At 70.5% G+C, this 12,481-nt stretch carries 11 protein-coding genes; 8 read left to right on the forward strand and 3 right to left on the reverse strand.

Features of this window, described 5'->3' with window-relative positions:
• The first annotated feature begins 67 nt into the window (after nucleotides 1-67).
• The 3 genes from ilvC (at nucleotide 68) to ACFVW8_RS12895 (ending at nucleotide 3,597) form a co-directional block, all read left to right on the forward strand.
• A complete protein-coding gene (gene ilvC / locus ACFVW8_RS12885; RefSeq protein WP_389689080.1) occupies nucleotides 68-1,069 on the forward strand; it encodes a ketol-acid reductoisomerase in 1,002 nt (333 codons plus the stop codon).
• A 273-nt stretch (nucleotides 1,070-1,342) separates the two neighbouring features.
• Entirely contained in the window at nucleotides 1,343-2,935 is a 1,593-nt protein-coding gene (gene serA / locus ACFVW8_RS12890; RefSeq protein WP_389689082.1) for a phosphoglycerate dehydrogenase, read from the forward strand.
• 77 nt (nucleotides 2,936-3,012) lie between these two features.
• Entirely contained in the window at nucleotides 3,013-3,597 is a 585-nt protein-coding gene (locus tag ACFVW8_RS12895; protein ID WP_389689084.1) for a TetR/AcrR family transcriptional regulator, read from the forward strand.
• 499 nt (nucleotides 3,598-4,096) lie between these two features.
• Here the strand turns inward: ACFVW8_RS12895 and ACFVW8_RS12900 are convergent, their stop codons facing one another.
• Nucleotides 4,097-5,239 carry a PucR family transcriptional regulator gene (locus ACFVW8_RS12900; protein WP_389689086.1) on the reverse strand — a complete coding sequence of 381 codons (1,143 nt, stop codon included), beginning with the start codon at nucleotides 5,237-5,239 and terminating at the stop codon, nucleotides 4,097-4,099.
• Between the two features lie 188 nt (nucleotides 5,240-5,427).
• On the opposite strand from ACFVW8_RS12900, the gene ACFVW8_RS12905 reads away from it, so the two are divergent.
• Both ACFVW8_RS12905 and pruA read left to right on the forward strand, forming a co-directional pair.
• Nucleotides 5,428-6,354 (forward strand): proline dehydrogenase family protein, encoded by a 927-nt coding sequence (locus ACFVW8_RS12905; RefSeq protein ID WP_389689088.1) that lies wholly within the window; start codon nucleotides 5,428-5,430, stop codon nucleotides 6,352-6,354.
• A gap of 37 nt (nucleotides 6,355-6,391) precedes the next feature.
• Nucleotides 6,392-8,023 (forward strand): L-glutamate gamma-semialdehyde dehydrogenase, encoded by a 1,632-nt coding sequence (gene pruA / locus ACFVW8_RS12910; protein ID WP_389689090.1) that lies wholly within the window; start codon nucleotides 6,392-6,394, stop codon nucleotides 8,021-8,023.
• A gap of 182 nt (nucleotides 8,024-8,205) precedes the next feature.
• On the opposite strand, the gene ACFVW8_RS12915 is transcribed toward pruA, so the two are convergent.
• Nucleotides 8,206-9,069, reverse strand: coding sequence for an NAD-dependent epimerase/dehydratase family protein (locus ACFVW8_RS12915; protein WP_389689092.1), 864 nt, complete (start codon nucleotides 9,067-9,069; stop codon nucleotides 8,206-8,208).
• Between the two features lie 150 nt (nucleotides 9,070-9,219).
• Between ACFVW8_RS12915 and ACFVW8_RS12920 the strand changes: the two genes are divergently transcribed.
• Nucleotides 9,220-10,059, forward strand: a complete 840-nt coding sequence (locus ACFVW8_RS12920) for a helix-turn-helix transcriptional regulator (RefSeq protein WP_389689155.1) — start codon at nucleotides 9,220-9,222, stop codon at nucleotides 10,057-10,059.
• Between the two features lie 12 nt (nucleotides 10,060-10,071).
• Here ACFVW8_RS12920 and ACFVW8_RS12925 read toward each other — a convergent pair whose 3' ends face one another.
• Nucleotides 10,072-11,082: an NADP-dependent oxidoreductase gene (locus tag ACFVW8_RS12925; protein WP_389689094.1), complete on the reverse strand. Its 1,011-nt coding sequence runs from the start codon at nucleotides 11,080-11,082 to the stop codon at nucleotides 10,072-10,074.
• Between the two features lie 117 nt (nucleotides 11,083-11,199).
• Here ACFVW8_RS12925 and ACFVW8_RS12930 point away from each other — a divergent pair, with 117 nt between their 5' ends.
• Together ACFVW8_RS12930 and ACFVW8_RS12935 are read left to right on the forward strand one after the other, a co-directional pair.
• On the forward strand, nucleotides 11,200-12,084 hold the full coding sequence (locus tag ACFVW8_RS12930) for a LysR family transcriptional regulator (protein ID WP_389689096.1): 885 nt from the start codon (nucleotides 11,200-11,202) through the stop codon (nucleotides 12,082-12,084).
• 258 nt (nucleotides 12,085-12,342) lie between these two features.
• Nucleotides 12,343-12,471 carry a hypothetical protein gene (locus ACFVW8_RS12935; protein ID WP_389689098.1) on the forward strand — a complete coding sequence of 43 codons (129 nt, stop codon included), beginning with the start codon at nucleotides 12,343-12,345 and terminating at the stop codon, nucleotides 12,469-12,471.
• Nucleotides 12,472-12,481: the final 10 nt, after the last annotated feature.

Consider the following 12,481-nt stretch of genomic DNA (forward strand, 5'->3'; position numbering starts at 1 on the left):
GAAAACGTATCTGACGCACCCCGCCGTACGGTGGGACGCAACACCTGCACACCAAGGAGAAGACCCAGTGGCCGAGCTGTTCTACGACGACGATGCCGACCTGTCCATCATCCAGGGCCGCAAGGTCGCGGTCCTTGGTTACGGCAGCCAGGGCCACGCCCACGCGCTGTCGCTGCGCGACTCGGGTGTCGACGTCCGTGTCGGTCTGCACGAGGGTTCGAAGTCCAAGGCGAAGGCCGAGGAGCAGGGCCTGCGCGTGGTGACTCCGGCCGAGGCGTCCGCCGAGGCCGACGTCATCATGATCCTGGTTCCGGACCCGCTCCAGGCCCAGGTCTACGAGGAGTCCGTCAAGGACAACCTCAAGGACGGCGACGCGCTGTTCTTCGGCCACGGCCTGAACATCCGGTTCGACTTCATCAAGCCGCCGGCCAACGTCGACGTCTGCATGGTCGCGCCCAAGGGCCCGGGCCACCTGGTCCGCCGGCAGTACGAGGAGGGCCGCGGCGTTCCGTGCATCGTGGCCGTCGAGCAGGACGCGACGGGCAAGGGCCTGGAGCTCGCCCTCTCGTACGCCAAGGGCATCGGCGGCACCCGCGCCGGCGTCATCAAGACCACGTTCACCGAGGAGACCGAGACCGACCTCTTCGGCGAGCAGGCCGTTCTCTGCGGTGGCACCGCCGCTCTGGTCAAGGCCGGTTTCGAGACCCTGACCGAGGCCGGTTACCAGCCGGAGATCGCGTACTTCGAGTGCCTCCACGAGCTGAAGCTCATCGTGGACCTCATGTACGAGGGCGGCCTGGACAAGATGCGCTGGTCGATCTCGGAGACCGCCGAGTGGGGCGACTACGTCAGCGGCCCGCGCATCATCACGGCCGACACCAAGGTCGAGATGAAGAAGATCCTCGCCGAGATCCAGGACGGCACCTTCGCCAAGAACTGGATGGCCGAGTACCACAACGGTCTGCCCAAGTACAACGAGTACAAGAAGGCCGACAGCGATCACCTGCTGGAGACCACCGGCCGTGAGCTCCGCAAGCTCATGAGCTGGGTCAACGACGACGACGCGTAACCCCGACGCCTGAGGGGCGGGTCCCGGACCCGCCCCTCGGGCGTTGTTCCTGCTTCACCGCTGGAAGAGGCGGCGTCGTACGTGTGTACAAGTCGTCCAGCCTCATGTGGGTGATCCTTCCAACGGGGCGCAGTATGCGCCGTCGCGCATGACTACACTTCTGCACACATACACGCGTCAGGCCCACAGTGTCGTGCGTCTTCCACGCGGCAAGCCCCTCCACCGCCTGCGGCCGTCGGGACGGCCGTCCGCACTGGATCTGTGAGGACTCACGTGAGCTCGAAACCTGTCGTACTCATCGCTGAAGAGCTGTCGCCCGCCACGGTGGACGCCCTGGGCCCGGACTTCGAGATCCGGCACTGCAACGGCGCGGACCGCGCCGAGCTCCTCCCCGCGATCACCGATGTCGACGCCATCCTGGTGCGCTCCGCCACCAAGGTCGACGCCGAGGCCATCGGGGCCGCGAAGAAGCTGAAGGTCGTCGCCCGCGCGGGCGTCGGTCTGGACAACGTCGATGTCTCCTCGGCCACCAAGGCCGGTGTGATGGTCGTGAACGCGCCGACCTCCAACATCGTCACCGCCGCCGAGCTGGCCTGCGGTCTGCTGGTCGCCACCGCGCGGAACATCCCCCAGGCCAACACCGCCCTCAAGAACGGCGAGTGGAAGCGCTCGAAGTACACCGGTGTCGAGCTGAGCGAGAAGACCCTCGGTGTCGTCGGCCTCGGCCGCATCGGCGTCCTGGTCGCCCAGCGCATGTCGGCCTTCGGCATGAAGATCGTCGCCTTCGACCCCTACGTGCAGCCCGCGCGTGCCGCGCAGATGGGCGTCAAGCTCCTCTCGCTGGACGAGCTGCTGGAGGTCTCCGACTTCATCACCGTGCACCTCCCCAAGACCCCGGAGACGCTCGGCCTGATCGGCGACGAGGCGCTGCACAAGGTGAAGCCCTCGGTGCGGATCGTCAACGCCGCACGCGGTGGCATCGTCGACGAGGAGGCGCTCGCCTCCGCCCTCAAGGAGGGCCGCGTGGCCGGCGCCGGCCTCGACGTGTACACCAAGGAGCCCTGCACGGACTCCCCGCTGTTCCAGTTCGACCAGGTCGTCTGCACCCCGCACCTCGGCGCGTCCACCGACGAGGCCCAGGAGAAGGCGGGCATCGCGGTCGCCAAGTCGGTGCGCCTCGCGCTGGCCGGTGAGCTCGTGCCGGACGCGGTCAACGTCCAGGGCGGCGTCATCGCCGAGGACGTCCGTCCCGGGCTGCCGCTCGCCGAGAAGCTCGGCCGGATCTTCACCGCGCTCGCGGGCGAGGTCGCTGCCCGCCTCGACGTCGAGGTGTACGGCGAGATCACCCAGCACGATGTCAAGGTGCTCGAACTCTCCGCGCTCAAGGGCGTCTTCGAGGACGTGGTCGACGAGACCGTGTCGTACGTGAACGCCCCGCTGTTCGCGCAGGAGCGCGGTGTCGAGGTCCGCCTCACCACCAGCTCCGAGTCGCCCGACCACCGCAACGTGGTCACCGTGCGCGGCACGCTCGCCAGCGGCGAGGAGATCGCGGTCTCCGGCACGCTGGCCGGTCCCAAACACCTCCAGAAGATCGTCGCGATCGGCGAGCACGACGTGGACCTCGCGCTCGCCGACCACATGGTCGTCCTGCGGTACGACGACCGCCCCGGTGTCGTCGGCGCGGTCGGCAAGATCCTCGGCGAGGCCGGTCTGAACATCGCCGGTATGCAGGTCTCGCGGGCCGATGTGGGCGGCGAGGCGCTGGTCGTCCTCACCGTCGACGACGACGTCCCGGTGCCCGTGCTGGCCGAGATCTCGGCCGAGATCGGCGCGGTCTCGGCCCGTTCGGTGAACCTGACCGACTGAGCCGTCCCGCAGTCCCCGTACCCGGCATCCAGACGCGCGTCTTACACGTGCGTATAGGTGTCGGGTACGCTGCTGTCATGGGACATCGTGAGGATCTGCTCGAAGGCGCCAAGCGCTGCCTGCTGGAGAAGGGGTACGCCCGGACGACGGCACGCGACATCGTGGCAGCCTCCGGTACGAACCTCGCCTCCATCGGCTACCACTACGGCTCCAAGGAGGCCCTGCTCAACCTCGCCTTCCTGAGGGTGACGGAGGAGTGGGGTGATGTGCTGACCAAAGACGGCGAAAGCGCCGAGGAGCCGGCCGCCACGCCGCCGGCGCCGCTCGACCAGTTCCGTGAGACCTGGGAACGGGTGATCGGCAGCTATGAGCAGACCCGCTCCGTCTGGAAGCTCCAGATGGAGGTCGTCTCCAGGATCGATTCCGACCCCGAGCTGCAGAAGGCCCTCGCCGGCCCACAGCGCGAGGGCCGCGACGGGCTCGCGGAGAACATGCTGGGCATCGACCCGGAGACGGAGCCGGAGAAGGCGCGGGTGGCGGGGCTGTTCTGTCAGGCGCTGCTCGCGGGGGTCATGGTCCAGTGGCTGATGGACCGTGACAGCGCCCCGTCGGCACGGGACCTGACGGAGGGCCTGAAGGCGGTCCTGGCCGGACGCGCGTAGCCCTCGGCCGGGCGGGCGCGCGGGGTTGTGCTTGTGCGCCCCTTTCCGGGGTGCGGGCCTTTTGTCCTCAATCGCCGGACGGGCTTGATTTGGTGCGGGTGCCCCGCGGGGGTGCGCTCTGCGCGGTGGGTGGGGGGTGGTGCCCCTCCGGGGCGTCTCCTCAGAAATGGCGTGTTCACCCGGGTCCGAGAGGGGGGCCGGGTCGTACGCCATTTCCTGCGGGGACTCCCCTGCACGTCCCCACCCCTTGCATCACCCGCGTCCGCACACCGGCTCGATGACCGTTGCAGACGCACGGCGGCCGGGTCCGGGGGCGTGCAGGGGAGTCCCCGCAGGACGACGAACAGATACCCGGCCCCCCTCGCGTACCCGCGGAACGTTCGTCGTTTGAGGAGACGCCCCGGAGGGACCCCGGACCCCCACCCACCGGGCAGACGCACCCCCGCGGGGGACCCGCACCCAAGCCCGTCCGGCGATTGAGGACAAAAGGCCCGCACCCTCAGAGCCGGGACGCCTTCAGGGCCATGTGCAGCAGCAGCCGGTCCTCCCCGTCGTTCAGGTCGAGGCCGGTGAGCTGCTGGACCCGGGAGAGGCGGTAGTACAGCGTCTGGCGGTGGATGCCCAGCTCGGCGGCGGTCCTGGACGCCTGGCCCGCGCAGTCGAGGAAGACCTCGGCGGTGCGGGCCAGATCCCGGTGCGGCGGGGTGAGAAGTGGGCGGACCGTGTGGTCGGGCAGCGTGTCGGGGACGAGCGCGGTCAGCAGGCGGTACGGGCCGATGGCCGACCACTGGGCGACCGGGCCGAAGCGGGACTCCGCCGCTGCCGCCCGGTTCGCGGCCGACGCCTCGTGCCAGGCGTCGGCCACCTCCGCCAGTCCACGGCGCGGCACCGCGATCCCGGCGGTGGCGCCGGACCCGGCCGTGGCGCGCAGCAGACCGGCGGCGGTGAGCGCCGGGTCCAGGACCTCGGGGGACCGGAGCCGGACGAGCGCGGCCAGGGCGGGCGGGCCCGCCCCGACCGTGGACGGGGCACCGGACAGGGCGGCCGCCGACGGCACCGTGCGCACCGAGGGTGGATCGTCCGGCCACGGGGTCACGCAGACCACGGTGTGCAGCCCCTCCGCGTCCGGGCCGAGTGCCTCGCCGAGCGCGGCCACCGCCATATCGCGCTGCCAGCCGCGCCCGGCCGTGAGTACCGCGCCGAACTCCCGCGACAGATCCGTGCCCGCCCGTGCCTCGTCGGAGAGCAGCGCCCCGATCCGGGCCGCCACCTCCATCGCCGCGTCCAGCTGCCGGTCGGTCGGCCGGGGGTCGGCGTCCAGCAGCCATACGTAACCGAGCACCACACCCCGATGGCGTACCGGCAGACAGATCCGGTCCCGGTAGACGCCGGCCTCCGGGGTGGCCGGGATGCGGACGGGGCCGGTGGCGCGGGTGATGCCGAAGTTCTCGAACCAGGCACGGACGGCCGGGGTCGAGCGGCGGGTCAGGATCGAGCGGGTGCGGACCGGGTCCATCGCCGTGTCGTCGTCGCTGTCGTGCGCGCCGAAGGCGACCAGCCCGAAATCCCGGTTCTCCAGCGTCGCCGGAGCGCCGAGCAGCCCCGAGATCTCGTCGACCAGCTCCTGGTAATCGCCCTTCACCCGGTCATTCTCGCACCCCTTCAGACATATGTCTGAGATCCAGGGCACGGATGCGTGACAGCTGTCGATGGCCCAGGATCGGAGAGATCCTTAGATTTCACGGTGGTTCTCCGTGCTGTATCGCGTTTGTTCCTTCTGTTTCATTTGCGCGGTACGGCCTTCGTTCGTACTTTCCGTGGAGGTGCCCCGTGCTGGGTCCCGTGATTCTCGCCGCGTCACGCAGCGACAAGATGCGCCGTTTCATCTCGGCAGCCCCGGGCACCAAACAGGTCGTCGGCCGGTTCATCGCCGGTGAGACGGTCGAGCAGGTCGTCCCGATCATTGAGGACGCCGCCGGCAAGGGTCTCGAAGTCACCATGGACGTGGTCGGTGAGGACATCACCACGCCCGAGCAGGCCGCCGCCGCCCGTGACGCGTACCTGGAGCTCGTCGGCCGCCTCAAGGACCTCGGCCTGGGCACCAAGGCGGAGATGTCCGTCAAGCTCTCGATGTTCGGCCAGGCACTGGAGAACGGCCACGAGCTGGCCCTCGCCAACGTCCGCCCGGTCGTCGAGGCCGCAGCCGCGATCGGCACCACGGTCACCCTGGACGCCGAGGACCACACCACCCTCGACTCGATGTTCGCCATCCACGAGGAGTTGCGGAAGGACCACCCGCAGACCGGATGCGTCATCCAGGCCTATCTCTTCCGCACCGAGGACGACGCGCGCCGGCTGGCCGACGCCGGCAGCCGCGTGCGCATCGTGAAGGGCGCCTACAAGGAGCCCGCCTCCGTCGCGTACCAGGACAAGGCCGAGACCGACAAGGCGTACGTCCGCATCCTGCGGACACTGATGGACGGCGAGGGCTACCCGATGATCGGGTCCCACGACCCGCGCCTGATCGCCATCGCTCAGGAGCTGGGCCGCAAGGCCGGGCGCAAGCTCGACGAGTACGAGTTCCAGATGCTGTACGGCATCCGCAGCGACGAGCACATCCGGCTCGCGGCCGAGGGTCACCGCATGCGTGTCTACACCGCGTACGGCACCGACTGGTACGGCTACTTCATGCGCCGCCTCGCGGAGAAGCCGGCCAACCTGCTGTTCTTCGGCCGCTCCATCCTCACCAAGGGCTGAGCCCCTCCACCTCTCTCATTAAGGAGCCACGGTAACCATGGACGCTGTAACCCAGGTCCCCGCGCCGGTCAACGAGCCGGTCCACTCCTATGCCCCGGGCTCCCCGGAGCGCGCCCGCCTGGAGGCGAAGCTCAAGGAGATCGGCCAGAACCCGATCGACCTGCCGATGACCATCGGCGGCGAGAAGCGGATGGGCGGCGGCGAGCGCTTCGACGTCGTACAGCCTCACAACCACAAGGCCGTCATCGGCACGTACGCGGGTGCGACCGAGCAGGACGCGCAGGACGCGGTCGACGCCGCTCTCGCCGCCGCCCCGGCCTGGCGCGCGATGGCCTTCGACGACCGCGCGGCCATCATCCTGCGCGCCGCCGAGCTGCTCTCCGGCCCCTGGCGCGAGACGCTGGCCGCCTCCACGATGCTCGGCCAGGGCAAGACCGCCCAGCAGGCCGAGATCGACTGTCCCTGTGAGCTCGTCGACTTCTGGCGCTTCAACGTGCACTACGCGCGCCAGATCCTGGCCGAGCAGCCCCCGGCGAACTCCGCGGGCGTGTGGAACCGCATGGACCACCGCCCGCTGGAGGGCTTCGTCTACGCGATCACGCCGTTCAACTTCTCGGCCATCGCGGCCAACCTGCCCACCGCCCCCGCCCTCATGGGCAACGTGGTGGTCTGGAAGCCGTCCCCGACGCAGACCCACGCCGCCGTGCTGCTCATGCAGCTCCTGGAGGAGGCCGGCCTGCCCAAGGGCGTCATCAACCTGGTGACGGGCGACGGTATCGCCGTCTCCGAGGTGGCCCTGAACCACCGCGACCTGGCCGGTATCCACTTCACCGGCTCGACTCCCACCTTCCAGCACCTGTGGAAGACGGTCGGCAACAACATCGCCAACTACCGCACCTACCCGCGGCTCGTCGGCGAGACCGGCGGCAAGGACTTCGTCGTCGCCCACCCCTCGGCCGACCACGCGATCCTGAAGACCGCGCTGACCCGCGGCTCCTTCGAGTACCAGGGCCAGAAGTGCTCGGCGTCCTCGCGGGCGTACGTCCCGGCCTCCATCTGGAACTCCGGTTTCAAGGAGAAGTTCGCGGCCGAGGTCGACTCCATCACCATGGGCGACGTCACCGACCTGTCGCACTTCATGGGCGCCGTCATCGACGACCGCTCGTTCGCGAAGAACAAGGCCGCGATCGACCGCGCCGCGGCCGACCCGGCGTGCACGATCGTCGCGGGCGGCACGTACGACGACTCGGTGGGCTACTTCGTCCGCCCGACCGTCATCGAGTGCAGCGACCCCGAGAACGAGGTCTTCACGACCGAGTACTTCGGCCCGATCCTCGCGATCCACGTCTACGAGGACGAGAAGTACGACGCGATGCTGGAGCAGATGGAGTCGGTCTCCGACTACGCCCTGACCGGTTCCGTCATCGCGAACGACCGTGCCGCGGCCGCGTACACGATGGAGAAGCTGCGGTACGCCGCGGGCAACTTCTACATCAACGACAAGTCGACCGGCGCCGTCGTCGGCCAGCAGCCCTTCGGCGGTGGCCGTGCCTCGGGTACGAACGACAAGGCGGGCGCCCCGCAGAACCTCCAGCGGTGGACCCTGACCCGGGCCATCAAGGAGACGCTGGTCCCGCCGACCGACTACATCTACCCGCACCAGGGCTGACGGCTCTCCGGGGCTCCGCCCCGCCCTGAACTCCGCCTCCCGACCGGTTCCCCTGCCGGCCGGGAGGCGGTTTCCATGGGCGGGCACGGGGTGGGGGTGCGGTTGAGGCCCGGGGGCGTCCGGGTGGACGCTTTGTCCTCAATCGCCGGACGGGCTCGATTTGGCCGCCGGGCGGGACTCGTTCACAGCGTTCCCGCGTCCCTGGCCGTCCAGACCGACGGGTAGAGGGGGCGGTAGCCCAGCTCGTCGCGGGCGCGCCTGTTGGAGAGCACTCCGTACCAGGGGTCGGGGTCGACACGGTCCGCCATGTCCGCGGGCAGCGGCACCCCGTTGATCTCGTGCAGCTCCGCCGCCGTCACCAGGGCGTCGTCCGAGACGTTGTAGCGGCGGCCGGCCAGGCCCGGGGCGTACAGCAGACGGAACAGCGCCTGGCGGATGTCCGCGTGGTGCACCACGGCCAGCCGCTGGGAGGCCGCCCAGCCACCCGCCCACTGCATCGTCTCCGCGAGGTGCGGATCGCCCTCCCCGTAGACGAAGGGCGGGATCACGACCCGCAGATCGAGCCCGTGCTCGCGGTGAAGCGCCATCAGGCCCTCCTCGGCGGCCGCCTTGGCCTCGGCGTACGCACCCCACTTGGCGCCGCCGGGCACCGTGCCGTCGTCCTCGGTGAGCGGCCTGCCGCGCCCCCTGCCGTACGCGAGATTGGTGCCGACCTGGACGAACCGGCCGGTGCACGCCTCCACCGCCGTACGCCCCAGCAGCAGGGCCGCGTCGCGGTTGACCGCCCACATCTCGTCGTCGGTCACCTCGCGGAACGCCCCCGCGACGTTCACCACCGCGTCCGTGCCCGCCACCGCCTTCGCCACAGCGTCCGGATCCAGCAGATCGCCCACCACGACCTCCGCCCCCAGCGCCGCGAACCGTTCGCCCCGCCCGGCGTCCCGCACGATCACTCGGACCGTGTCTCCGGGGGCGGTCCGCCGGAGCAGCCGGGGCACGAAGCGCCGGCCCACCTGGCCCGTCGCGCCTGTCACCAGAGTCAGCATGATCGGTTCCCTCCGTCCGTTCCGCCGGGTGCCGGCGGATCCGGGTCCCACTCTGCGGCGGGCCCGCGGGCGGCGGGAGAGACGTGGTCATCCGGGGACCGGCGGTCCCTGGATAACGCCAGGTGCCGCACCGATGATGGGGGAGTGGACCTGGACCGACCTGAACTCGCCGACTTCCTGCGCCGCTGCCGCACCCGCCTCGAACCGGCCGACGCCGGCCTGACCGCAGGCACCCGCCGGCGTACGCCGGGGCTGCGGCGCGAGGAGGTCGCCCAGCTGGCCGGTGCCTCCGCCGACCACTACACGCGCCTGGAGCAGGGCCGCGGTTCACGTCCCTCACGCCAGATGCTGTCCGCGCTGGCGCGGGCGCTCCGGCTGAGTGAGGACGAGCGCGATCACCTCTTCCACCTCGCGGGCGAGGAACCGCCGCGCGACCGGAGCGGGCCCACCCAGCATGTGCGGCCCGGGCTGCTGATGGTCCTCGACCGGCTGCACGACGCCCCCGCCCAGATCTTCAGCGACCGGGGCGAGGTGCTGGCGCAGAACGCCCTGGCCATCGCCCTGGTCGGCGAGGCCGGTCCCGGGCACAACCACATCCGGGCGTGGTTCACCGAACCGGCCGCTCGGGAGCTGTACCCGTCCGAGGACCACGGGGCACAGTCCCGGATCCATGTCGCCCAGCTCCGCGCGGTGTTCGCGACCCGCCCCGACGACGCGCGCCTGGCCGCCCTGGTGCGGGAGCTGCGCGGGGCGAGCGAGGAGTTCCGGGTGCTGTGGGCCGAGCACCGGGTGGCGGTGCGGCGCTCGGAGGTCAAGCGGTTCCTGCATCCGGTGGTCGGGGGGCTGGAGCTGCAGTGCGAGGTGCTGCTGAGCGCCGCCTGCGGGCAGAACCTGGTGATCCACACCGCCCGGCCGGGCAGCGAGTCGTACGAGCGGCTTCAACTGCTGCGCGTGGTGGGTGTGCAGGACTTCGCACCGCGGCCGAGGTGAGCCGCCCGGCCCCTATCCGGCGGTGCGGATCAGCATCTTCCCGGTGTTCTCCCCGCGCAGCATTCCCAGGAAGCCGTCCACGGTCCGCTCGAACCCGTCGACGACTGTGACATCCGGGGTGATCCGGCCGCTCTGAAGGTGCGGGACGAGCAGCTCCTCCAACTCTCCCTGCACGTCGTTGTAGTTGCGGACCAGCACGCCTTCGAGCCGGAGGCTCTTCTCCACCACGTCGAAGAGGTTGCGCGGGGCGGCGGGCGGGCGGCCGGCCGAGTGGTACTGGGCGATGGCGCCGACCCAGGCGATCCGGCCGTGGTCGCGGAGCGCCGAGATCGCGGCCTCCAGATGGTCCCCGCCCACGTTGTCGACGGCGACGTCGATCCCGTCCGGGGCCGCCTTCGCCAGGAGTTCGGCGACGGGCCCGTCGTGGTAGTCGAAGGCAGCGTCGAAACCGAGTTCACCGGTGAGCCGGGCGACCTTCGCGGCCGAGCCCGCGCTGCCGACGATCCGTCCGGCGCCGAGGAGCCGGGCGATCCGGCCCACCGCAGTGCCGACCCCGCCCGCGGCGGCCGAGACGAAGAGGTCCTGGCCGGCCCGGAACTCCAGCGTGCGGGTGAGCGCCACGTACGCGGTCAGGCCCGTGCCGCCGAGGATCGACAGATGGGCGGTCAGCGGCACCCCTTCGTACGAGGGGAGCTTGCGGGTGCCGTGGACACCGGCGGTGACCAGGGCGTGGGTGCGCCACCCGTGCCGGTGGAAGACCACATCGCCCTCGGCGAGAGAGGGGTCGCGGGAGGCGACGACCCGGCCGATGGTCCGGCCCTCCAGCGGGGTGTTCAGCTCCCAGCCGCCGTCCATCTCCTCGCGGTGGTACGGGTCCACGGAGAGGTAGAGGTTCTCCACCAGAGCCTCGCCCGGACCAGGTGCGGGGGCCGGGGTCTCGACCGTGGAGAAGAGATCGGCCGTGGGGAATCCCGCGGGGCGGGTGGTCAAGTGGATGGTGCGGGCCGTGCGTGTCGTCGTCATGGCAGTGACGCTAGGAAGGAATCGAACGGTGCGGCAGGGGGTTGCGTCGATGGAAAGACCGTTTCCATGCACGGCATTCATGGAAACGGCATGCATGGAAAGAGGGGGATCCGCACCATGACCGATCTGAGCCCGCACGAGCTGCGCATCATGGTCGCGGTGGAGAGGGCCGGCAGCTTCTCCGGCGCCGCCGAGGCGCTGGGCATGACACAGTCGGCCGTCTCTCACGCGGTCCGCACCAGCGAGGGCAGGATCGGCGCCGTCCTCTTCGAGCGGGGCCGTATGGGCGCCCGGCCCACAGCGGCGGGCGCGAGTGCCGTCGCGCACGCCCGCCGCGTCCTGCGGCTGCTGGAGCTGATGGGTGACGAGGCGCGTGCGGCGGCAGCCGGCCCGGAGGGAGCGGGCGCCGTGACGGGCCCGCTGCGGATCGCCGCCTTCCGCAGCGCCGCGCTCCATCTGCTGCCCTCCGCCCTGGAAGGGCTGAGGGCCCGCCACCCCGGCATCGACACGAGGGTGCGGGTGGTGCGCGAGGTGGGCCGGGGCACGGCGGGCGAGGTTCTGGACGGCCGCGCAGACCTGGGGATCGCGACGATCGGCGCGAGTTCCCCCGTACCGAAGGAACTGGTCGGGGGAGTGCTGCGGGAGGAGGAGTACGCCCTGGTGCATCCGGCCGGTCATCCGGCGCCGCGGACGCTCCCGCTGCTCGACTGGGCGGAGAGCTGCACCTCGTACACCCGTGACTGGTGGGCCGCCCAGGACTGGATCCCGCACGCGACGGTGGAGGCCGAGGACGACGGAGCGGTGCTCTCGATGGTGTCCCGTGGTCTCGGCATGGCGATCATGCCCGGTCTGTCCCTGGAAGGAGCACCGGACACCGTCGCGATCACCGCTCTCGGGCCGGAGCGCCCGACCCGGTCCGTGGGCTACGTCACCACCCCTGAGCTGGCACGATCGCTCGCCGTCCGGGCGCTCATCAGGGAGCTGAGAGTGAGCGGGGGATGAGCGCGCGTAAACCTCCGTCTCAGATAGTAGGAAGTCCGAGTAACTGTGGAGACAGAACGGCCGGGCTGCCCTAACTTTGTAGAAGCCGAACGTCTCGCTGAACCAGCGACTGGCGGTCGTGAGTGCGCGCCCTGAAGCAGGCAATCCCTGCGGCGTCCGCTTCCCGCCCCTTCCGGCGCCTCGAAATCCCTGATCTCGAAATCATCTTCACGATTGTTCGATCTCGAAATCCTCGCGATCTCAAGGAGTCGATCCACCATGGCCGAGACCATCGCCCACCGCGTCCGCCACACCCACCGCCCCAGCGAGTCGGAGCGGCAGAATGCCGCCGCCGCCCTGCAGCGGGCCCTCGACCGCAGGGACAACGGCGGTTCCACCGGTCACTGACCGGGCCGTG

Origin of the sequence: Streptomyces sp. NPDC058221 (genome assembly GCF_042882365.1) — a bacterium.
Taxonomy (GTDB): Bacteria; Actinomycetota; Actinomycetes; order Streptomycetales; family Streptomycetaceae; genus Streptomyces.

What these genes read in the sequence shown, in the direction of transcription:
- ACFVW8_RS12895 (WP_389689084.1), top strand. Translation starts at nt 3,013, where the DNA reads ATGGGACATCGTGAGGATCTGCTCGAAGGCGCCAAGCGCTGCCTGCTG.
- pruA (WP_389689090.1), top strand. Translation starts at nt 6,392, where the DNA reads ATGGACGCTGTAACCCAGGTCCCCGCGCCGGTCAACGAGCCGGTCCAC.
- ACFVW8_RS12915 (WP_389689092.1), bottom strand. Translation starts at nt 9,069, where the DNA reads ATGCTGACTCTGGTGACAGGCGCGACGGGCCAGGTGGGCCGGCGCTTC.
- ACFVW8_RS12925 (WP_389689094.1), bottom strand. Translation starts at nt 11,082, where the DNA reads ATGACGACGACACGCACGGCCCGCACCATCCACTTGACCACCCGCCCC.
- ACFVW8_RS12930 (WP_389689096.1), top strand. Translation starts at nt 11,200, where the DNA reads ATGACCGATCTGAGCCCGCACGAGCTGCGCATCATGGTCGCGGTGGAG.
- ACFVW8_RS12935 (WP_389689098.1), top strand. Translation starts at nt 12,343, where the DNA reads ATGGCCGAGACCATCGCCCACCGCGTCCGCCACACCCACCGCCCCAGC.